At 63.2% G+C, this 19,666-nt stretch carries 24 protein-coding genes and 2 pseudogenes; 9 read left to right on the top strand and 17 right to left on the bottom strand.

What is annotated here, in order from left to right; genetic code table 11:
• The first annotated feature begins 44 nt into the window (after positions 1 to 44).
• The 4 genes and pseudogenes from ACHMWU_RS03695 to ACHMWU_RS03710 all read left to right on the top strand — a co-directional run bounded on the left by ACHMWU_RS03695 (position 45) and on the right by ACHMWU_RS03710 (position 2,646).
• On the top strand, positions 45 to 938 hold the full coding sequence (locus ACHMWU_RS03695; RefSeq protein WP_396041686.1) for a hypothetical protein: 894 nt from the start codon (positions 45 to 47) through the stop codon (positions 936 to 938).
• Positions 925 to 1,323 (top strand): Ig-like domain-containing protein, encoded by a 399-nt coding sequence (locus ACHMWU_RS03700; RefSeq protein WP_396041687.1) that lies wholly within the window; start codon positions 925 to 927, stop codon positions 1,321 to 1,323. The genes ACHMWU_RS03695 and ACHMWU_RS03700 overlap by 14 nt, the downstream gene beginning before the upstream one ends.
• Positions 1,324 to 2,062: 739 nt before the next feature.
• Positions 2,063 to 2,347, top strand: a complete 285-nt coding sequence (locus tag ACHMWU_RS03705; protein ID WP_396041688.1) for a hypothetical protein — start codon at positions 2,063 to 2,065, stop codon at positions 2,345 to 2,347.
• A gap of 39 nt (positions 2,348 to 2,386) precedes the next feature.
• Positions 2,387 to 2,646, top strand: a pseudogene (locus tag ACHMWU_RS03710) (DUF3263 domain-containing protein).
• Between the two features lie 125 nt (positions 2,647 to 2,771).
• Here ACHMWU_RS03710 and ACHMWU_RS03715 read toward each other — a convergent pair.
• The 3 genes and pseudogenes from ACHMWU_RS03715 to ACHMWU_RS03725 form a co-directional block, all read right to left on the bottom strand.
• Positions 2,772 to 2,945: a hypothetical protein gene (locus ACHMWU_RS03715; protein WP_396041856.1), complete on the bottom strand. Its 174-nt coding sequence runs from the start codon at positions 2,943 to 2,945 to the stop codon at positions 2,772 to 2,774.
• A gap of 98 nt (positions 2,946 to 3,043) precedes the next feature.
• Positions 3,044 to 3,784, bottom strand: a pseudogene (locus tag ACHMWU_RS03720) (DUF3800 domain-containing protein); the annotation flags it as partial.
• A 572-nt stretch (positions 3,785 to 4,356) separates the two neighbouring features.
• A complete protein-coding gene (locus ACHMWU_RS03725) occupies positions 4,357 to 4,518 on the bottom strand; it encodes a hypothetical protein (RefSeq protein WP_396041689.1) in 162 nt (53 codons plus the stop codon).
• A gap of 236 nt (positions 4,519 to 4,754) precedes the next feature.
• On the opposite strand from ACHMWU_RS03725, the gene ACHMWU_RS03730 reads away from it, so the two are divergent.
• The 3 genes from ACHMWU_RS03730 (at position 4,755) to ACHMWU_RS03740 (ending at position 5,945) form a co-directional block, all read left to right on the top strand.
• Positions 4,755 to 5,009, top strand: coding sequence for a hypothetical protein (locus ACHMWU_RS03730; RefSeq protein ID WP_396041690.1), 255 nt, complete (start codon positions 4,755 to 4,757; stop codon positions 5,007 to 5,009).
• Between the two features lie 25 nt (positions 5,010 to 5,034).
• The gene (locus ACHMWU_RS03735) at positions 5,035 to 5,196 is read left to right on the top strand and encodes a hypothetical protein (protein ID WP_396041691.1); all 162 of its coding nucleotides are present in this window, start codon (positions 5,035 to 5,037) and stop codon (positions 5,194 to 5,196) included.
• Between the two features lie 425 nt (positions 5,197 to 5,621).
• A complete protein-coding gene (locus ACHMWU_RS03740; RefSeq protein WP_396041692.1) occupies positions 5,622 to 5,945 on the top strand; it encodes a hypothetical protein in 324 nt (107 codons plus the stop codon).
• Between the two features lie 218 nt (positions 5,946 to 6,163).
• Here the strand turns inward: ACHMWU_RS03740 and ACHMWU_RS03745 are convergent, their stop codons facing one another.
• Complete coding sequence (locus ACHMWU_RS03745) at positions 6,164 to 6,550, bottom strand: hypothetical protein (protein WP_396041693.1); 387 nt, start codon at positions 6,548 to 6,550, stop codon at positions 6,164 to 6,166.
• 10 nt (positions 6,551 to 6,560) lie between these two features.
• Positions 6,561 to 7,799: a hypothetical protein gene (locus ACHMWU_RS03750; protein ID WP_396041694.1), complete on the bottom strand. Its 1,239-nt coding sequence runs from the start codon at positions 7,797 to 7,799 to the stop codon at positions 6,561 to 6,563.
• A gap of 358 nt (positions 7,800 to 8,157) precedes the next feature.
• Between ACHMWU_RS03750 and ACHMWU_RS03755 the strand changes: the two genes are divergently transcribed.
• Together ACHMWU_RS03755 and ACHMWU_RS03760 are read left to right on the top strand one after the other, a co-directional pair.
• The gene (locus tag ACHMWU_RS03755) at positions 8,158 to 8,535 is read left to right on the top strand and encodes a hypothetical protein (protein ID WP_396041695.1); all 378 of its coding nucleotides are present in this window, start codon (positions 8,158 to 8,160) and stop codon (positions 8,533 to 8,535) included.
• 1 nt (position 8,536) lies between these two features.
• The gene (locus ACHMWU_RS03760) at positions 8,537 to 8,713 is read left to right on the top strand and encodes a hypothetical protein (protein ID WP_396041696.1); all 177 of its coding nucleotides are present in this window, start codon (positions 8,537 to 8,539) and stop codon (positions 8,711 to 8,713) included.
• Here ACHMWU_RS03760 and ACHMWU_RS03765 read toward each other — a convergent pair.
• From ACHMWU_RS03765 to ACHMWU_RS03820, 12 genes are all read right to left on the bottom strand, one after another.
• Positions 8,710 to 8,895, bottom strand: a complete 186-nt coding sequence (locus ACHMWU_RS03765) for a hypothetical protein (RefSeq protein WP_396041697.1) — start codon at positions 8,893 to 8,895, stop codon at positions 8,710 to 8,712. The two genes, ACHMWU_RS03760 and ACHMWU_RS03765, sit on opposite strands and share 4 nt — an antisense overlap.
• 65 nt (positions 8,896 to 8,960) lie before the next feature.
• Positions 8,961 to 10,586 carry a glycosyl hydrolase family 28-related protein gene (locus tag ACHMWU_RS03770; RefSeq protein WP_396041698.1) on the bottom strand — a complete coding sequence of 542 codons (1,626 nt, stop codon included), beginning with the start codon at positions 10,584 to 10,586 and terminating at the stop codon, positions 8,961 to 8,963.
• A gap of 183 nt (positions 10,587 to 10,769) precedes the next feature.
• The gene (locus ACHMWU_RS03775) at positions 10,770 to 11,120 is read right to left on the bottom strand and encodes a hypothetical protein (RefSeq protein ID WP_396041699.1); all 351 of its coding nucleotides are present in this window, start codon (positions 11,118 to 11,120) and stop codon (positions 10,770 to 10,772) included.
• Positions 11,121 to 11,295: 175 nt separating this feature from the next.
• Positions 11,296 to 11,535 carry a hypothetical protein gene (locus ACHMWU_RS03780; protein WP_396041700.1) on the bottom strand — a complete coding sequence of 80 codons (240 nt, stop codon included), beginning with the start codon at positions 11,533 to 11,535 and terminating at the stop codon, positions 11,296 to 11,298.
• Positions 11,536 to 12,471: 936 nt separating this feature from the next.
• Positions 12,472 to 13,413: a hypothetical protein gene (locus ACHMWU_RS03785; RefSeq protein ID WP_396041701.1), complete on the bottom strand. Its 942-nt coding sequence runs from the start codon at positions 13,411 to 13,413 to the stop codon at positions 12,472 to 12,474.
• A 197-nt stretch (positions 13,414 to 13,610) separates the two neighbouring features.
• Positions 13,611 to 14,882 (bottom strand): hypothetical protein, encoded by a 1,272-nt coding sequence (locus tag ACHMWU_RS03790; RefSeq protein WP_396041702.1) that lies wholly within the window; start codon positions 14,880 to 14,882, stop codon positions 13,611 to 13,613.
• On the bottom strand, positions 14,879 to 16,084 hold the full coding sequence (locus ACHMWU_RS03795) for a hypothetical protein (protein WP_396041703.1): 1,206 nt from the start codon (positions 16,082 to 16,084) through the stop codon (positions 14,879 to 14,881). The genes ACHMWU_RS03790 and ACHMWU_RS03795 overlap by 4 nt, the downstream gene beginning before the upstream one ends.
• Positions 16,085 to 16,164: 80 nt before the next feature.
• The gene (locus tag ACHMWU_RS03800; protein WP_396041704.1) at positions 16,165 to 16,944 is read right to left on the bottom strand and encodes a hypothetical protein; all 780 of its coding nucleotides are present in this window, start codon (positions 16,942 to 16,944) and stop codon (positions 16,165 to 16,167) included.
• A 315-nt stretch (positions 16,945 to 17,259) separates the two neighbouring features.
• Positions 17,260 to 18,363, bottom strand: a complete 1,104-nt coding sequence (locus ACHMWU_RS03805; RefSeq protein ID WP_396041705.1) for a phage tail tape measure protein — start codon at positions 18,361 to 18,363, stop codon at positions 17,260 to 17,262.
• A 309-nt stretch (positions 18,364 to 18,672) separates the two neighbouring features.
• Positions 18,673 to 19,023, bottom strand: coding sequence for a hypothetical protein (locus tag ACHMWU_RS03810; protein ID WP_396041706.1), 351 nt, complete (start codon positions 19,021 to 19,023; stop codon positions 18,673 to 18,675).
• 104 nt (positions 19,024 to 19,127) lie between these two features.
• Positions 19,128 to 19,436: a hypothetical protein gene (locus ACHMWU_RS03815; protein ID WP_396041707.1), complete on the bottom strand. Its 309-nt coding sequence runs from the start codon at positions 19,434 to 19,436 to the stop codon at positions 19,128 to 19,130.
• Positions 19,387 to 19,647 carry a hypothetical protein gene (locus ACHMWU_RS03820; protein WP_396041708.1) on the bottom strand — a complete coding sequence of 87 codons (261 nt, stop codon included), beginning with the start codon at positions 19,645 to 19,647 and terminating at the stop codon, positions 19,387 to 19,389. Before ACHMWU_RS03820 ends, ACHMWU_RS03815 begins: the two co-directional genes overlap by 50 nt.
• Positions 19,648 to 19,666 lie beyond the last annotated feature (19 nt).

Below are 19,666 nucleotides of genomic sequence, written 5' to 3' on the forward strand. Positions count from 1 at the left end.
GATCGTGACCACGAATCGGTTGCCTCGCTCACTAAGCTGCTGTGTTGTTCACCGCGCTCGTCGTGGCGACAGTTCCCGCGCCTGCTCAAGCGGGATCGTCGACTGGCGTCACAGGAGTGATCACCGTCGCTGGCGAGCCGTTGAAGTCGGTCACAGTGCAGCTGTACCGCAATATCGACAGCGACCCCGGTGGGGACGGGGATGACGGTGTCGCTCGGCTGCTCAAGACCGTCAGCTCCGACAAGTACGGCAAGTACACCTTGACCGGTCTCACGTCCAAGAAGGACCGCAAGTACGGTCTGGAGACCTATCACTACTTCGTGCTGGTGACCGATCGCTCTGGCAAGACCGTTCGCAAGAGTGCGCCGATCGCGGTCAAGAAGCGCAAGGTCGTCACCAAGAACTTCAGGCTGCAGCCCGCGGCGGTCGTCACGGGCACGGTCACCCGCTCGGATGGGCGATCGCCCGAAGGGCTTGTGGTGACTGCGGAGGATGACTACATGCCCCCAGACCGTGGCTTCAACCCGCAGCTGCGGCCCAACCTCACGACAACGGTCAAGGCCGACGGCACGTTCAGGCTCGCTGGTCTGCAGCGCGGGTCCTATGAGGGTCTGTCATTCTCAGGTGGGCGGTACGGCGCTCAGTGCTACGACTTCGCTACGTCTGCCTTGGGACCGTGCTCGGGGAGCTCGACGCAACGCGGGTTTCGGCTCGTCGCCAAGCAGCACCTCTCTCTGGCGCCCGTGGTGGTCACTGATCTGATCTCTGCCTTGACCGGCAAGGTGACAGACACGTCCGGTCATCCGCTGAAGGGGATCACAGTGGAGTATCAGGCGGTGGTCGGCGGGCATCTGTCGCAGCCAGTGCGAACCCGCTCGAGCGGCCGTTACGCGCTCACCTATGCGCGCACCGGCAGCTTACGTCGTGCGCGCGCGTGACCTCGACGGAGTCTGGGCGGCGCAGTATGCCGTCGGTGCCAAGGACAAGTCGACGGCGAAGGTCTACCGCGTCATCAGTGGCGCGAACTTGGCCAACATCAATGTTCGGCTCAAGTCCAGGGCCAAGATCAAGGCCAAGACGACCCCCGGCAAGGGGAAGGTCAAGGTCGCGTTGACCATCACGCGCAAGGCAACTGGCGGGGCAGCCGGCGGCACCGTCACGCTCGTGTCGGGCGGCGTCTCCCGGAAGGTGGCACTGGTCAAGGGCAAGGCCACAGTCACCGTGAAGGGACTGCCGCAGGGTAGCCAGGAGATCGTGGCAACTTATTCGGGCAACAAGCACACCGAAAGCGTCAGCAAGACCTACAGAGTGAAGATCACGTAGCGGCTCTGCCGCGATGAGGCCGAGGACGTCATCCCCGACGTGGCAACGAAACCACGTAGGGGATGACGTGTGGTGGTGCCGAGTGCGGGACTCGAAAGCGCCTACTCCTACGGCTGCACGCTGCAATTTCACGTGATTCTGGCGCATCTGGCGTTGCCCCACAGCGCCGAAACGACCACGATTTGATCCGGCTTGTGTAAATGTACACACGCACTTCGTGCGCACATGCCCGATCAACCGACAGATCAATCTCCCGCATTCCCCGGCCATGACCGCATCTGCCGCACTATTGTCACAGGGTGAACCTTCGCCACATCGCCGCCGCATCAGTCCTCGCCCTCGTGTCGTCCACCTTGGTGGTGGCGAGCAACGCCCCGGCCAGCGCCGACTCCGGCGGCCCGTTCGACGTCTACTCGATCAAGGCTGGCGATCTGCGAGTGAAGTCGGGGGCGTGCAAGAACATCCCCATCACCCTCTATCACGATGCCGACAGCACATCGATGACATCACCGCGAACGTTGAGATTTGGCGTGGCAGTCGATACGTCGACAGCGAGTACCTGTACTCGGGCGGTTCGGGGTCGCTTCGAGATTCGTACTACTACTGCCCATTCCTGGACGGGTTCGGCAATTTCAGGGCAGGACCGTCTGAGATTTCATGGTCCAACTATGACTATTCAGACTCGGGCGACTTCACCGATTCGACGACGGGGCGATTCAAGATCCTGCAGGATGCGCGGGTGACTGGCGTCAAGGCGAAGCGCAAGGGCAAGAAGGTCACTTTCACTGGCAAGTCGTCGTGGTACAGCGTCTCGGCGTCGCGGTGGTTGCGCGACCCGAAGGGCTGGAAGTTCAAACTTCAGCGTCAGTCGTCGGGTGGCTCGTGGTCCACGGTGAAGGCGGGGCGCGTCGGCAAGAAGGGTTTCAAGATCGTCATCTCGCGCTCGAAGAGGGCGACGTACAGGGTCGTGACAGTCTCGGGCAAGGACACATGGTCGGGCACGAGCAAGACGATCAGGAAGTAGCCACCACTTTCTGTCACCCCCGCCACCTACCGTCGAAGCATGCCCACTCCCGCCCTCACCGATACCGAGCTCGCCATCCTCTCGATCGAGTCGATGTGGTGGCGGTATGCGGGCGTGAAGGAGCAGGTGATCCGTGAGCGCACGGGCATGTCTGCGGAGGCGTACTACTTGAAGCTGGGCCGCCTGATCGACACGGAGGCGGCTCTGCGCATGATCCGATCACGGTCCGGCGGGTTCGCGAGGTGCGTGCGAGTCGCCAGCGGTCGCGGTCGGCTAGACGGCTGGGGCTGGCAGGGTAGGCAACACGGGTTTTCTCATCCTCCCACGAAATGGGAAAGGTCTAAGTAGACTCGATGTAAGTGCTGATCCGTGCCCTCTGGCCGGGGTAGGCGCTTGCCGCCCCCGTGCCCTGGTGCCGGGGGCCTTACTTTTTCCGGACCACGACGCCGGGAGTGCCGCCAGAGTACTTGTTCACGTCTGCGTGAACGGCTTCGCCGAGCGCGGACCACATGTCGGGCGGGCAGACTCGTGCGGCCCCGGCTCCGGGCGGCATGTAAGAACGCCACCCCGCGTAGGCGACCAAATCGGCAGCTTGAATGAAGTAGGAGGACGCGGAATCGCGCGGGACGGGTCATCTATGAGGTGGGCCATTGAGCGAAGAAGTGTGCCGCTGCCAAAGGCGCTGCCCGCCGTCAGGTGTCGGCGTGCCTTTCGCACAAGTTTGCGCACATTCGCATCTTCGCCTTCGTCGTGGATGATCATGACCGGCTCGTCTTTGCGGTAGTGGCTGGTGCGCTCCAAGCGTTGGAGCAACATAGTCCACGTCTCGTCGAAGCACTCTTGTCCATGAAGCCCGGACGCGGACTTGTCTGTGACGATGGCAAAGGCTCGCGCTGGCATGTATTGCAGCACGGATAGTTGCGAGCGATAGATGCGGCGGCGGGCATCCGGGGCGAGGTTGTATCGCCCCAAAGGCCCAGAGCCGCGAATTAGGTAGTTGGCCTTGAGTTCGTCTCGGACCCGCACGCCATATGTATCCCTCATGCGTCGTCGGAAGGCGATCGCTGCATCGTGCGACTGGGGCCATTCGGAGATCTTGGTCAAGACGCAGCCGAGGGCGTAGCAGGCCGATGCGCCAGTTAGCGAGGGGTCTCCGGTGTCGCCAGATTCATCAACGTAGGCAATGAGCACTCGGTCATCTTGCCAGCGCCGCCAGACCCTAGTCCGAAGAATCGCCAACATCGTCCCGCCGCCGACAGTCCCCAGCCCGCACCCAGACAGCCATGTTCGCAACGCGTGGATCACTGACCGAGACATAGACGTGCGACCGGTTCCATCTCTGCGCACGTCCTGGCAGCACGACTTCACCATCGACCTCGAACACGAGCCTGACCCAGCATGGCCGCTGGTTGTCCGCCGGCTGGTCGTCGATGCCATTCGCGTGAGGCTGCCCGGCCTTGTCTCGCAGCGGCCAAGATTCGTTGGCAATCTTCTGCTCGCGTGACGTGTGCGTGACTGGCTTGCCGTTCTCGTAGCGCCCTGAGCCACGGTCAGGGATGTCGGGCATCAGGTTCGCCGGATGCTCAGCATCTGCCACCCGTCGGGCGTCTTGGACTCAAGCTCGGCTTTCGCGGTGTCGTAGTCGTCGGCTTCGGCGGTGATGACGTCCATAGTCAGGCCATCAAGATTCTTGGCGCCGGTCTCGGGTCGTGTGCGGATGGTGGCTTTCAGGATCACTCGGTCAAGGGTAGGTGTGTGGTCATGTAGGACGCCAATTTGAGCCCTTTGGTTCAATTTGCCCCTGCGGAGCGGGTGGTAAAACTACTGTGTCGGAATGCCAGAATTCATTGACTGTCACGGGTGTGGCAACAAGGTTGAACTGATTACCTACTCGTTTGAACAAGGTGAGCCCGACCGAAAGGCGGTCTGCGATTGCGGAGCGATCACTCGCCCCGACTGAGACGGCGGAACGCCCGGCCTCGAGGTGAGGCCGGGCGTTCGTGTGCCGCTCAGCTTCGAGCCGCTTGGGTGATCGCGACTGCGACGAGCGCCGCCCAGACCGCCGCGACAGCCCACGCGATCGGGGTGCCGCTAGTCAGGTAGAGCCCAGCGGCAATGACGCCGAGTCCACCGATCGCTACCTGCACTGATCTGTGCTTGAGGATCTTCATCCTTGGTTCCTTTCCGAGTGGAGAGATACCCTGAGAGGGTCGCCCCCGGATAATTGATCTATCCGGGGGCTTCCTCTTAGCGCCTGTTCTGTCTGATCGTGATGACCATCAGGACGGTCTGTGTGACCATCAGCGCCAGGACCAAAATGTCCATTCGGGTTTCTCCTCTCTGTAGTTGTCACCTCTAGTGTAATCCCCCCCTTTACAATTGTCAACAGGGGGATTACAGTTTCTGCATGAGCAATTCGAAACCCATCGCCGCCGCCCTTCGCATCGTCGAGTCGTTGCAAGAGGGACCGCCAGATCCGCGATCGCGCCTAGCCGACATACAGCGCATCAGTGCGGAGACGTTGGAACTGCAGCAGATGACGGCGGCCGTCTATTCGTCAGTGATGCGCGAGTATGTGGCCGAGGTCGGAGCCACGGCCGCGGCAAGAGAGCTCGGCATCAGCCGCAACCGCGTCTACGAGGTCATGAAGCACGAGGGGTGACCCGCGCCTACGACAGGGTGAGGGCGTGTGCAACGACTGCCCAGGCGACCGGTGGATCATCCCGCCGATCTTGCCGGACGACGGAAGCTACTGGACCGTTGTCGACGGCTGCAGCCTGGGGATGATCATCGCGGTCTTCTCGGCCGACGGGGAGATCCTCACGACGGAAGCGAACTCGTTCCTGTGATGCAACGACGAAAGGCCCATGCCGATCCAAAGGGTTGGCGGTCGTGGTAGGCCGGCGCAGCGCGAAAGGATCGATCTCGGCAAGGAAGTCGCGGTTAAGCCTTTCGAGGGTCATTATCCTTAAGATTCGTCAAATCACAAACACGTGATTCCAGGTTGCGATAGGTTTCGTGGCATCCTGTAGATAGCGGCTGCCCGGGAGGGGCGCGATGTCCCGACCAAAACACCCCAAGCCGCACCTAGAGAAGGTTCTGCGCGATGCAGAACACCAGAAGTGGACAGTGCTCAAGGGTAAGAAGTACTTAGAGCTCAGATGCCCTTGCGAGACCAAGCACAGCAAGACGGTGCACCTGTCGCCGTCAGACCCAAATATCTGAAGAATCTGCTCGGACAACTGCTCCGAACAACTTGTTGGAAGGAAGCGCCGTGAATACGTTCTACGTCGAAATCGGCTTCAAGATCACCGACTACGGAACTACTGACGACCTAGATGCGCATCTTGATTGCGTTCTGGACGCTCTCTACGAAGACACGAGTGTCAGCGATCCCGACTACGCGGCCACGCTGACCGAAGGTCGCGCGGAATTCAGCCTCACAGTCGAAGCCGATGACGACTCCCATGCGTTTACCTCTGCCCTCGTCGCAATGCGAGCTGCGATCCACGCCGCCGAGGGCTGCACTCCAGGCTGGGAAGCGCACTTCAAGAAGACGCAGACCCTGATTCGCGAGGCGGAGCTCGTCGACGCCTGACCCCAGACGACGAAAAGCCCCTCGCCATCCGTAGATGACGAGGGGCTTTCGTTTGCGCCAACTTCAAGTCTGGGAGCAATTTGGAGTTGGGTTGGAGTTGCAGCGTCGCGACCTAGCCGTGGCCTGCATGCTGCGCCAGCTGACGAAGACGGCGCCGGCGATGACACCAGACCATGCGACCAGGACCGCGCAGGCCGTGCGCCAGGACGGGATCACGGTCAGTTGCCGACGCTGAAGACGTTGTGCCCGTGGTCGTCGCACCATCGGCCACCTCCTGCGGATGTGTGGGTGGCGGGCCGGTCGCATGCGTCGCAGGGGTTGAAGTCCTGGTCGGCAGTAGCGGGCTCGTCGTCCGGGTACGGGTTGTCGGGAAGCAGCTCGGCTGCTGACTTGACTGGCATGACCTTGCGGCGGGTGAGCCATCCTCCGACGATCGGGACGATGAACGTCAGGAAGATCAGCAGGGCGTCGACCTGCTTGGGGAGGTCGCCGGTGCCGATGCCGAAGGCGGCGAGCAGGACGAAGACGGCGACGGCGATCGAGCGGGCGAGGGCCGGTTCGTATCCGTCGATGAGGTCGCGGATGAACATGGTGAGTCGGGTCATGATGCGGCTCCTAGATCTGGATTTCGGAAACGATGGGGTCGTGGTCGGACGGTCGGGGCTTGCGGTACTTGCCCCGGATCAGGTCGCGCAGGACGTTGTACGTGAGGACCCAGAACTGGGTGCTGACGTAGGTGGCGTCGATGATCCAGGCGGTGTTCGTCGACGGGGTGTCCTTCGCGATGTTGGTGTAGGTCGCGTCGTTGCGGGTTGAGGACTTGTCGGCGTAGCGGCGGGTGCTCTTCATCCCGGCCTTGACCAGTGCGGCCAGCTCGGCGGGGGTGTTGCGGTCGCCTTGGATGATGAACGGGCAGTCGTCGTGCTTGGCGGTGACTGCGAGCATCGACGTCAGCGCGTCGGCGGCCTGGGCCTGTCGGTCACGTTCGCCTTGCTTGCCGCCGTCGTTGACCAGGTGCAGCTGGCCGACGGCGAACTCGAACCCGTTCTTGTAGCGGAACACGACTCGGGTGATGTGCCGGCCGCCTGTGGCTGACTCGAGGATCGAGTCGTCGTACTGCTTCACCAGGGTCAGGACGTCACCGCGGTACGAGAGGTAGTTCTCGTTGTGGGCGCGGGTGGGCTTGATCATCTTCCACTTCTTGCCCAGCGCTGCGTCGACATCCCACGCGAACTGTGACGCCCGGCCCGGGCCGCGGATGGGCTCGAGCTCGTTCCAGCCGATGATGTGCGGGTTTGGCTTCTTCGCGAGCTTGACGGCGGCCTTGATGCGGGCCGCGGTGTTGCCGATCTTGTCGCCGGCGGGCAGGTTGTACTGCACGACGCGCAGCTTCGTCGGGCTGATGTAGGCCGCGGTGCGGATCTTCGCAGGCCGGTAGGCGTTGGCGTCGCGGCCGTCACCCTTGAGGCCGTTGCGGCCGCGCTTGTACGAGCCGACCTGCGCCTTGGCGGCGGGGTGGGCCTTCGGGTGCCCGATGAGGATGCCGTGCCCATGCGCCGGCCACACGCCCGCCAGGAAGGGGCGGAACCAGAACGCGAACATCTCGTCGCGGAATGCGCGTTCGACGCGGCGGTACTCGGCCACGGTGCCGTTGGTGATGATGAGGTCGAGGGCGGCCCGGCCGGAGTGAGTTCCGGCTGATGCTGCAGCGCCGGACGGAGATCCCTGGGTGAACCGGATGCGGGCTCGAAGGCCGGCGGGCAGGCGCCTCAGCGCTCGCTCGGCGGCCTGGGCGGTCCATCGGTCCACGGGGATGCCGCGCCAGGTGATCATGTCGTAGCGACTGGTAGCCATGTTTGCCTCCTGGCATGCGAAGAGCCCCGCCAGTTGACGGGGCTGTGGTGGGGTGCGCGTCCAGGCGGGTCACCTGTTTTCGCGGAAATGGTGGGCGCGTGGTCGTGGCGGTCGCTACGGTCGCGGGTGTGGCTACGAGGACCCAGGCGTGCGATCACTGCTCAGAGTCGGTCGAGTTGACCCAGCGCGCGTTCACCAAGGGCGATGTCTGGGAGGGCGAGTGCGCGAACGGGCACGTGACCAGTCGGGCGGAATTGCGCGCGTAGGTGGTGATTATGGAGCGGATTGCGCTACCTATGTGATGCAGTCGGTCGCCGTTTCGGGGACTGGTGAAACTGCCCGCCGATAGGCTCCCCGCATGAGAGCCAAGATCGTCCGCCTACTCGCAATGGTCCGCCCGTGGATCGCGTTCAGCCGTGCTGGCGTGAAAGCGCCCCGCGCGACATCGGTGGGCCGTCCGCCGATCCTGAAGATCAAGGGCGACGTGAAGATCGGTGCCCGCGCCCACTTCCGCACGGTGCAGCTGCGGCCTCGCATCGCGGTCGACAGGGGCGCAACGCTCACCCTCGGTGATGACGTGTTCCTGAACGAGGGTGCGACGATCTGGGCCAGCGAGTCGGTCACGATCGGCGACCGCGTACTGATGGGCAACCTATCCACGATTTACGACACGAACGCCCACGAAGTCCGGCCCGGGGAGGGCGTTCCGCACGGCTCCTGTCGTGATCGAGGATGACGTGTGGATCGGACGCGGCGCGCTTGTGCTCCCCGGTGTCACGATCGGCAAAGGCTCGGTGATCGGGTCGCAGGCGATCGTCACGAAGGATGTGCCGCCCGGCTCGATTGTTGTTGGCCCAGCCGCGACCGTCGCGGGGACGGTCGACGGCTGGGAGACGTACCGGCGTCCTCACTAGCCGACCGCGAAGAAGTTCATCCGGTAGGTGGTCGACGCCGTGAGTGCCGTCTCGACGTACAGATCGAAGCTCGTCGCGGTGACGTTCGTGACGTAGGCACCCTTGCTGCTCCATCCGGGGCCATTGGGTGTCAGCAGCACGTCCGGCTCAGTGTTGTCCGGCCACGGCTTCGAGAATGTCACGGTGGCAACCTTGCCCGCCACGGGACCGGTCCCGGTGGCGATGACGATGGTCCCCTTCGCATCGTTCAGCCGCTCAGCGGTGGCAGAGCCGCCCGTGCCGACGCCCGTCGATGTGTACCCGACCAGCGTGGAGACGTCGTTGCGTGGCGAGCGGATAACCATCGGTGTGTTGCGCGTTCGGCCGCGCCAGAAGTCCGCGTTGCCCGTCCCGAGCCCATTGAAGAAGCCGGGGCCCCACGTAAGCGCCCGGAAGACAGCGCTGAAGCCGGCCCGGCTCCAACGTTCGACTCGAAGTCGGGCTGCTCGATGCGCAGGTTTTCGATCATGCCGACGCCGAGGCCCTCGATGTGCTTCTGGACTGCGGCGTTGGGCACGCCTGCCGCAGCGAAGACCGACGACCGGTCGTAGATCATGATCTGCAACCGACCGAACAGCAGAAAGTTGAACTGCGCGGTGACGTTGTTGACCAGGACGCCGTGCGCGGTGCCCGTGGCGAACAACTGTACGCAGATATTCGGGAAGACCCAGTTGCCGTCAGGAGGCTGAACCGATGCCGTCGTTGATGAGGTGAAGCCCACCACCACCGAAGGAACTGAGGTTGGTCCAGTTGTTGTAGATGCCGTTGGTGACCTTGAAGGCGTAATGGTTGCCGTCGTGGCCGAAGACCATGACGTCCTTCCAGGTCGAGCCCCAGAGGCCGTTGCCGTAGTGCCCTGATGTCGCGACGGGCGTGCAGACGAATCCGTGGCCAGTGTTGCTGAGCATGATGTCTGGGCCGAAGCGAAGGCCGATGTCGGTGACGTTCGGGGTGCCTGGTCCGGTGAAGCGGAATCCGTCCTTGCCTGCACCGTCCTGTCGGAACACAGTCCCGACGAGGTAGGCGCGTTGCGAGGGACGCCGATGAAGGTCGCCTCGCCGCCTTCGAGCTCGGCCACGTCACCGATGTTCGCGGACACGCCTGCGCCATGGATGTGAACGTCGCGCTTCATCAGGATGTAGTCGGTGATCCGGTACTCGGCGCGGGGGAAAAGGACGTGCGTACCTCGGGGGCACGCAGCAAGGAGCGTGTTGATCGCGACGGTGTCGTCCGTCGTGCCGTCGCCCTTGATGCCGTAGAGCGGGTCGAGCGCGTTGACGATGCCCAGGCCCGCGCGGATGCGTGTAGCAATGTTGGCAGCAACAGCGACCTCGGCAGGCGTGCCCGTGGTGGCGATCTCGGAGCCAAGAGCAGCCTTCGTCAGATCGCCGGTCTCGATGTTCGTCGCCGTCACCTCGTCGGTCAGCGTCGGATCACCGGGAGGACCTTGAGGGCCGACGACGATGGGGACCCAGTTCGCGACCGGGACCGGGAGCAGCTTCGTCAGATCGCAGACCAGGGTGCCGGTCGGAAGGCCATACGCTGCGGCTGCCGTTGCATCCAGCGCCTCGGCCATGTCAGCAGCCAGGCGCACCGAACGCTGCTCGAACTTGACGTCGAGCGCGCCAGCCTTCACATTCCGGAACGTCACGCGATGCGTCGCCTTGCCATCAACGATGCGCGGATTTACCTTCGTCGACGTCAGATCGATCGTCTTGATGAAATGCTGACCACGCCACGTCGAATACCCCTCGGCATCAATCGTCGGCGTGAACGTCGACTGACCGCCAGTCCACGGCACCGGCAGACCGCCAACAACCTTCGTCTCAGCCACCAGCGGCTCCAACGAAATCTCGCCAGCGTCACACCAGATCATGTCCGGGTCGTCATCAACATCATCCCCATCAGCAATCGGAATGCCGAAACGTCCAACGATGATGACGTAATCGAGGTCAGCCATGAATGCTCCTGGGTCGCGAGAATGCCCGCTGAGATAGCGGGATGGGGGAGGTGGGGGTTACTTGCGGTCGGCGCGCTGAGCCGTGCGGAGAACAGCAGTCCGCATGACCATCGCCGTGAACGTCAGGCCAGCCGACGACGTGACCAGTAGTGCGCGACCGGGATACGCGTCACCGAAAATGCGGAACAACACGATCGTCAAACACCACGACAAGACCGCGACCGCAATCAGCAGCAACGATGTGCCGAACCACTGACGCCACGGACGCTCGGGGATATAGAAGGCGATGAACGCCAGCACGACCGGCAACGTCGCCGCCGCAACCCAAAGCTGCAACGTCTCCAACGGCACCCAGATCAACAGGACGTACAACACGATCACCGGAACAGTGCCAGCAGCGATCTTCATGGGCGTCCTCCGTGGCGCAGGTCCGCGAGGAACCGTTCAGTCAAATGGTTAACAGCGAGCGTTCGGCGAGCCCAAGCGGCGGTTTCCTTCGCAGCATCCAGGCGAACATCGGCCTGCGCATCAGCCTGCTTGGCACGCTCCAGCGCCTCAGGGTCTCGACGCAACCGCATGAACCTCACCGGTCCAACCCCCGACTCAGGCCATCAATGAAGTGCCGGATGACCTTGCCGGTCTCCTGCTCCTCAGACAGCGCCGCCTGCTCCTTGCTCAGAGCCGACTCCAAGAACGCGATCCGCTCGTGCAGTTGCTTCACCACGCGGTACGGGACCAGCCAGCCGATGAAGATGAACAACACAACGAGGCCGAGTAGACCCTCAGGCGTGTAGTCGCCGATCGGGATGTTGGTCAGGTCCATGTCAGGCCGCTCTCGTGCGGGTCAGCGGCCCGCTCACAGCGCCGCCGCATATGGGAGGGTGGCGTTGACGGCGCTTGAGTTCGCCGGGGGTGGGATCGTCGGTCATGCGATCCGCGCGGGAGAGCTCGCCCCGGATCGAATCGCCAGCGGCCCACGTCCACGGCGCAGACGCACCCAACCCGGTCCGAGTATTGGACTGCTCGTAGGAGAATGACACCGCTGACGAGGTCGACACGCTGATGGTGGCGAGTCGCGACGAGGCAGGCGAAGCGTCAGTCAACTGGACTGGCCCGATCGCCCGACCACCAGCGCCCGCGAACGTCATCGAGCCAGGGAGGGACAGGGTCGGATTCGCTGTCAGCGCCGCCGTAAGGACGATGTCGAATTCGACCTGGATGACCTTGCCGGTCAGCAGATAGAACGCCGTCAGCGTGGGACCTGCGGTGCCTGTGACGGTCGGGGTGTAGGACTTCCAGTAGCCCTCCCACGAGGTGCCCGTCCATGTCGCAAACTCGACCGTGTCGAGCAGTAGCTTGCGTTGACCGACGAAATCGCCTGAGCCTGGGAGGGCTGCGGCGTTCGCGACGGAGCCATTCTGGTCCTGATGCGGTTCTCGACGTCGATAGCGAGCGCGCCGATCTGAGCCGGACCATTCGGGTCAGCGCCGAGGTCGGGGGACCTGAATCCGTACTCCGGTGTCGTGGCCATGAGACTCCTAGTTGGTCTTGAAGCAGATAGGGAGGGATGGCGCGGCCCAGTACGCAAGACCGGACTCACCAGAACTGAAGGTCGATCCGGCCTGCACGCGAGCTCGAACAGCGACAGACGAATCGCCGTCGAGGTAGACCGTCATTGGGGATGTTGTGACGCATGTGACCGTGACCCGGCGCATGGGCCGCTGGGGGATTCGCGCCAAGACTTCGCTTGCGAAACTCATCAGGACTCCTCCAAGTCGGCCAGCGTCGATGACCGGGTCGCCAACGACATCGCACCTGTGTCGAGATCCATCTGGAACGAATCGATCAGGTGTGTCGCCTGGAAGCCGGGATCCGTGTCGGTGGCGGCGTGAACGACAGACACGACGTCACCGACCTCAAGCGCCGGGTTTCCTACCGAGGTGATGCTCACGGTCTCGGTCGTTCCGAGGACGCGCTGCATGATCGCGATTCCAGCGGCAGTGACTTCGGCGGGCGTGTTGAGCGTGGCCGACTTGTAGAAGAACGGGACGACGCCGATCTTCGACGGGTGCCGAGGGTGGTCGATGTCGGCGAGCACAATCGTCTGCTGATCCCACGACTGAGAGTCATCCATCGGCTGCATGACGACCGTGTTGTACAGCCGATCGAGAGGTCGCTCACGGTCGGCGGTCACGATGTTCGACGCCTCGCCGGTACGGAAGGTCCAGACCGGCGCACTGCCGTCAAGGGCCGGCGGGGTCCGGATGCGGAAGGTGCCCGATGCGTCGAATGCAGCCTCGAGTGCGCCGTCCTTTGCCATGTCAGCGATGAACTGTGTGCGGTCGCGTTCCCAGAGGTTGTCGCCCTGTTCGTACACGCCACCCTGGCTCAGGATCAGCACGTCGACCGTGTCGAATGCGCCCGCGACCGCCTCCGCAATCTTCGCTGCGCGCGTCCCCGAAGCCGGGTAGTAGGCAGACAGGAAGCGGCACCGCTCGACCCGCTGCCACAGATCCACCAACGAGATCCCGATGCCACCTTCGCCCAGATTTACTGCACCCTTGGCGGCCTCGTAGACGCCGCAGTCGATCAGCTCGACATCGTCGGCGCCGTAGTCAATGCCATGACTAATCGAGAAGATCGCGCCTGGAGTCGAGAGCAACCCGAAGGTGTCGGCGCCCGGCTCAGGCGAGATCGTCAAGCTCGCTTGATACCGAGCGCCAGTCGAGTTAGAAGATGACACCGACCCCGGACGTCCACCCGGACCATAGGCGCCGTTTGCGCCGCGCTTGGCCTGGCCGATGATGACCGGATCCCCACCGGGTGGCGTGCAGGTAATCCTCGTCGCGCGCTTGTGAGAAACACCGAGCGCTGCGGCGAACCGCGCACTGATTGGCCTCACGACGGACCCGCGACAACGTCGATCCAAGTGTCATTGTCAGCGATGACATCAGCCCACGTCGAATACTTGAGCAGCACGTCACCCCAAGTCCACAGCGCACCCTGCCGCACGATCGGCTCGTCGACAGGAATGAGTGGCAAGGTGATCAGCGTCATCGGGATAATCGCATGAGGGGCGATCCGCGAGATCTCGACGTCGCCCACCGAGTACCAGTCGTCCGGCAGATCCTGGCTCTTACCTGCGGGGAATCGCAGCAGCAATGGGGTCTGATCATCAACGATCGCGCGCACCGCATTCTTCGCCTCGACGGTCGGCGCACCGATGACGAGCGTCCATTCATCGGCCTGCCGAGGGCCCGACGTGATGACAATCGCACGACGGCGACCGACCGGACGATGAATTGTGGACTGCGCATTCGACGTCCGCGAATCACCGGACGACGCCTCAATGAAACGCAGACTTCGATCGCCGCCGATGCCGAAGTCGATCGGGATCGACAGCGACGGCTGCGAGGGGTGGATCAGCCATGCCGCATCGACGTGCAGGGTTGTCAGCGCAGAGGCAGAGAAGGCCTCCTCGTCCGCAACCTCGTCCAGGGCGATCCCAGTGGCTCGTGCAGTCGATCCGAATACTGAGACATTGAGGTCGGTTATCGGCGAAGTAGTCGCCGCTCGTTCAATGAACTCAGTCCCAGCTGTCGATTTAACAGTGACTCCGGTCGAGTCAAACACGAGAACCAGCGGACCAGTTCCCGCACTTACAGAGCGGCCTTCCTGCCCGTAAGCGACAAGCGCCGTCGCGCCTCCCGGATCAGTCCACACCTGCAAGAGCCGGTTGTCGGCTGTAGGTAGTTCGATGCTGGCGTTGTAAACCAGCCCGGGGCTAATGGTTAGACGCCCGGCCGCCAACAGCGGCACTGGCCGACTAACCTCGGCGTACCAGCCATCCGCCGCATAGAACCGCCCACCTGCCACGGCTGGTGCGCCGCTGACGGTTGTCCAGCCAGAGAGATCGCTCCATGCGGTGCTATATACGGGCGGATAGCCTGATGTGCGCCCTGTGGCCGAGTAGGTGACCGGCACACCGAACGGCATCTCGTAGTCGAACGCTAAGGCGGACGACCCGCCGATATATGGTTGCTCGCGAATCTTCTTCCCATCGCGATAGATGGTCAGCGACGTGAAGGACTTCGCCGGGTCGTCGCTGTCAATGTCGATCCGAACACGAGGCGGAACGTTGTCCGGCTGTGGCGTCACGCTGAACGTCATGCGGTCGACATCCTGAAATCGATCTGCTGCGAGTCCTGAGCCATCACGATCTGTCCCTTCACGAAACGCATCAGTCCATCAGTGCCGACACCGATCTCAGCGCCAACAAGTGACGCCGTCATCGGAGCAGCAGGGGCGGCGGGCGCGATGCCCGAGTTCCACGCACGCGGGGCCGAGAACGCAGGGTTGGTCACGAGCCGCGAGTACGAGTTCGAGATCGAGTCGATCTGCGCTGCCTGAGCATTGACCCTCGCGAGCGCGGCCGAATCCGTCGAGTACTGGCGAGCCAGACGAATAGCGCCAGGAGTCGGTCCAGCCTCGACCAGTTGAGCCAGCAACCACGGACTCGCGCCCTTGCGCTTCAGATCGCTCAGCAACGCCACGAACGTCGTCGAGTCCGCGATCATCCGCTCCAGCTTGCGATCCACAGCAGCGGTTGACCCAAGACCCGAGATGCTGAAGTTGTTACTGAAGTCCGACTTCGCCGACAGTCGAGTCGACTCCCGCTCCTCGCGCTGCGAGGCCAACTCCTCGCGAGCTTCATCCTTCGCGGCCTTGCCCGAGCGGAGATCCCGCAACTCCTTCTTCGCCGCAGCAAGTTCCTCCAAGGCGACGCGACGGTCCAGGCTGCCCTTCTTCAGAACCAGGCGGGTCGGACGCTTCTTGCCCTTGCGCTTCTTGCCGTACTCCTCGCGCTCAACCAACGATCGTTCGATATCGCGGACCGTCTGCTGCTGCCGGAGAATGTCGAGCCTGGACACGCGACCACCAGACGCATAGCCGGTGATGATGTCGTCGATATTCAGGCCAGCATTGATCGCAGCCAGCCACTTGTCGTTCTTCTCCGACTGCTGCTGATTGATGATCCACTCACCCGAACGGACCTTCAAGAAGCGGCCAGACGTCGCACCCATCGCCAGAACGTTGTCGCGGGTCGGGTCGGCTGGGGGAGTGCCGGGGACCTTGCCGCCGGATGCATAGCCTTCGGGGACGCGCAGGCCGGTGAAAGCGCCGCCACCCTTCCGAGCCTCACGAAGCTGGCCGAGCAAGTTGCCGATGTTCGCGCCAGTCTGAGCGACGTTGATGATCGCTGTGTAGACCCCGGACAGGTCGTTGAGTTTATTTTGAACGCCGTCGACGGTCGTTGAAGCGTTGTCCTGGGCCTCAATCAGTGTGTCGATCTGATCGGGTGTGAGGTTCAACTGCTTCAGGTAGCCACGCATCTCCTTTTCGGAGATGTTCGCCGCCCGCCCGGCAGCAACTATCTGCTCGGCGCCACGCTTCAACTTAGAGGCGAACTTGTCTTGACTGCCGCCCGCGTCAAGGTCTGCCTGTGCGGAGTCCTTAAGCGCCTGAATGCGATCACGAATGGCATCGCGGTTCTCTGACCCTGCTTCGTGTTTGAGTCAAGACCGCCGCCATTTTCGCGCAAATCGGTTGTCAGCGACTGAATCGAACGCTTCCACTCGACCATCGCGGCATCTTGCGAGAGGAGTGGATCGAGCATGAGGTCGAGGGCGTCGGTCAGGCCTTTGACCTCGTCGGCGGCCTCCTTGGCCGACGCACCGACGCCATCGAACTCGTCACCCAGCCCGCCAGTCGCTTCCTTGACCTCACCCGTCTTCTTGCGCTGCTCCTCGATTGCTTCGGTTGTAGCGCCGATGCCGTTGCGGAAGAGTTTGAGCGCCCCCTCTTCCTTCTCCGTGTAGTCGCCAGACCTGGCCCTCGCGTCAGCCCATGCCTCGGAAGCCGTAGTGACCTTCTTGAGCGCGTCTTCGTTGCCGAGCGCGGCATCAAGGGTGGACTCGAGCGAAATGCCCATATCCTTCGCAGCGCGCAAGACTCCAGCATCAGCCAATTCCTTGGCCGCTGTTGCGCGAGTCAGGTCAGTCAGTGCGCCAGTCTGGGCGTCAAGGGTGTCGGCGACGCGCTTGCCAGCAGAGTCGAGCTCTTTCTGTGCCGCCGCCGCTGCCGCCGACTGTCCACCAAAACTGCTGAGGACTGCGACGGCTCCGCCAATCGCAGCACCCCAGGGCCCGCCAAGAGCGAAGCCGAACGCCACAGCCGCAGCCGTGTCGACAAGATCCCCAAGAGCCTCGTCCGCCTTGTGGGCGGGTCCGGAGAGCGCGGTGAGCCCAGCGCCCGCAACTGCTGCACCAGCACGGAGGCCGAGTGCTTGCGCCTTGGTCTTGTCGAACTTCGCCCCGACCTCGGTGAGGTTGCCACGCAGGTCTGAATACGCACTGATGGCTCGCGTCCTGCGAAGGCGGTCCCACCCACGACCGCCGTGAGGCCAGCGCCAGCCAGCATCAAGTTCTTGATTGGGCCCGGCAGCGCGTTGTACCCGTCAACCAAGACCGATAGCAGTTGAACCATTTCACGCAACGGGCCATTGGCTCCTTCGCCCGTCCCGATGAGCGCTGTTTCGAGCGCGCCGCCGGCTGCTCAAGGTCGCCCTTGAGGTTGTCCATTTTCTGGGCGGCCATGTCGGTGGCGAATCCCTGGTCATTGACTTCACGGGTCCACCCCCGGACCGCATCGGCACCGCCCGCATAAAGAATGCGAGCCGCAGTGATCTGCTCATTGCCAAACATGCGACCCAGTGCCGCGTTCCTCTCGGCCTCACCAAGGCCGCCCATCCGAGCCTGCAGCTGTCCAGCAAGTCCCTCAAGGCCAATAAACTCGCCCTGAGCGTCATACATGCTGATGCCGAGCCTTCCATCGTCGTTGCCGCGATCTTCGACGGGGAAGTCAGCGAGGTCAGCATGCCGCGCAGGGAGGTGCCAGCCTGGTCGCCGAGCACGCCATTCTGCGCAAGAAGTGCGATAGTTCCGGCAGTCTCCTCAATCGAAATGCCCAACTGCTGGGCGACGGGGCCGACATACTTGAAGGCCGCGCCCATGTCGGACACCTCGCCCATCGCCTTGCCGGCGGCAGCAGCCAAGAGGTCGGCGATGTGAGGGACGTCTTCGCCGGAGAGCTTGAACTGGTTCATCGCGGTGGCTGCAATCTCTGCGGCCTCCGCCACACCAAGGCCGCCAGCAGCGGCCAGATCGAGCGCACCATCAAGCCCGCCACCGAGGATGTCCGAAGCCGAAACCCCCGCCTTGGCGAGATTCTCGATTGCCTCGGCGGCCTCGGTGGCGCTGAACTTGGTTCGAGCGCCAGCATCGATGGCAGCATCCCTCAAGCCATCGATGCTCTGCTTCGCGTCATCGCCAGTAGCGGCGACAGCCGACATCGCCTCGTCGAAATTCGCAAAGGCCCGAACCGCTAGACCGACGCCAGCAGCGGCTACAAGACCGAACTTGCCAGCCGTGTTACCAAGCGCCGTCAGGTTCTGCCGATAGCTTTCCGCCTCCTTCGTGTTCGCGATCATTCGCTTGTGAAGGTTGGAAGCCGATGCCTCCGCCGCCGTCATCGGGCCGATAAATCCCTTGACATCGCCCCGGAGGACGATCGAGACAATGCGATTGGACATGCGCCGCCGCCTTAGATATTTCGGTTTGGACGCGGCTAGTCAGCGCGTTGAGGCAAGATGGGGGCATGGACCGGAAGACCGCGCTAGTCGCCCTTGCAGCGCTTCTTTTCGCGGGCGCGCTCATATTCGGGCTTTCGGAAGCGAGCACTCCGACCGCGAGTTGTGGATCGGTCCTTCGAGGGGGCGGCGACTCCAACCCCGATGTCTTCGGGGAGCCGGGGGCGTGCGCCGACAAAGTTGATGCCCGGAAGCCGTTCGTCTATGGCGGGTTTGGCCTTGCGGCGATCGCTCTTATCGCAGCAATCGCCATCAAGGAAGATCGACCGAAGGTTCCGTAACCTCAACATCGGCCAGCCCCAGAAAGTCGGTCTCGTCCGGCGCAGCATCCGCAGGCGCTACCCAAACCCGAGTGCCGTCCGTAGCGAGCCGGTCGTACAGGTCGGGCTTGGCCTTCTCGTGCATTCGTGACCACCGACGATTCGCGGCCATCATCACAGCGGACGCGCGGCATTCGTGGAGTTGCGGCGACCACTCTTGGTTCGGGTCTTCGCACACCGACCGAAGCTGATTGCACTGCGGGCACATCGCCTCTTCGTACTCCAGCAGCGCGTACCAGTTGTCTCGTTCGTTGACGTCGAACTCTGGCGTGCGGGTGACCACCGTCGTGCCTGCCAGGTTCCCGTCAGCGTCATAGTGCTGGTGAGTCTCGACCGGCTCCCAGCCCGTGAACCTACGCAGCGAGACGCCGAGACGTTCGGCGAGTTCTAGGTCTCGTCGCTCGTCGTGTTCTCCTGCGAGGCGGGGGGAGCCAGTGCTTTTGGGGCTGCAGCCGGCGCGCGGTTCAGAGCGAAGGCGGAGTAGTAGAGCCGGTCCCAGTCGATGTCAGAGATGTCGTCGAGATCCTCGACCGTGACGGTGGCGGGCTCAATCGATAGGACGGAGAGCGGAACGAGGGCGTCCTTGAAAGTCTCCTCGTTGACGCCCATTCCGGCGTCGTCATCGTTGTCCTTGCGCGGCGGGTGTTCAGCGACGAGTGCGCGCCACCCCTTGCGGCCAAGCGCCCCGAGCGTCACGGCGACTTTGCCCTCTTTCGGCCTCGAGCTTCACAGCGGCGTGCTCGTCAGCGATGACCTGAGACTCGGGGATCTCGTCGTTGCGCAGCGTCGTGCCGGACTTCTCGGCGATGAGTGCCGCCTTGTGCCGCTGCTCCAAGTCACGGAGTCGGGCCAGGTAGTCACCCTGGTAGATGTCGACTACTGCGGTGCGGGGCTTGATTGCGCTCATGGTCATTCCTTCGGCTTGG

The organism is Aeromicrobium sp. UC242_57, from assembly GCF_044452305.1.
Lineage (GTDB): Bacteria > Actinomycetota > Actinomycetes > Propionibacteriales > Nocardioidaceae > Aeromicrobium.

Bases quoted from the DNA above. Each gene is read 5' to 3' on its own strand.
- ACHMWU_RS03725 (WP_396041689.1), bottom strand. From the start codon at position 4,518: ATGAAGATCCTCAAGCACAGATCAGTGCAGGTAGCGATCGGTGGACTC.
- ACHMWU_RS03820 (WP_396041708.1), bottom strand. From the start codon at position 19,647: ATGAGCGCAATCAAGCCCCGCACCGCAGTAGTCGACATCTACCAGGGT.
- ACHMWU_RS03745 (WP_396041693.1), bottom strand. From the start codon at position 6,550: ATGACCCGACTCACCATGTTCATCCGCGACCTCATCGACGGATACGAA.
- ACHMWU_RS03805 (WP_396041705.1), bottom strand. From the start codon at position 18,363: ATGTCCAATCGCATTGTCTCGATCGTCCTCCGGGGCGATGTCAAGGGA.
- ACHMWU_RS03730 (WP_396041690.1), top strand. From the start codon at position 4,755: ATGAGCAATTCGAAACCCATCGCCGCCGCCCTTCGCATCGTCGAGTCG.
- ACHMWU_RS03775 (WP_396041699.1), bottom strand. From the start codon at position 11,120: ATGAAGATCGCTGCTGGCACTGTTCCGGTGATCGTGTTGTACGTCCTG.
- ACHMWU_RS03755 (WP_396041695.1), top strand. From the start codon at position 8,158: ATGAGAGCCAAGATCGTCCGCCTACTCGCAATGGTCCGCCCGTGGATC.
- ACHMWU_RS03790 (WP_396041702.1), bottom strand. From the start codon at position 14,882: ATGACGTTCAGCGTGACGCCACAGCCGGACAACGTTCCGCCTCGTGTT.
- ACHMWU_RS03780 (WP_396041700.1), bottom strand. From the start codon at position 11,535: ATGGACCTGACCAACATCCCGATCGGCGACTACACGCCTGAGGGTCTA.
- ACHMWU_RS03750 (WP_396041694.1), bottom strand. From the start codon at position 7,799: ATGGCTACCAGTCGCTACGACATGATCACCTGGCGCGGCATCCCCGTG.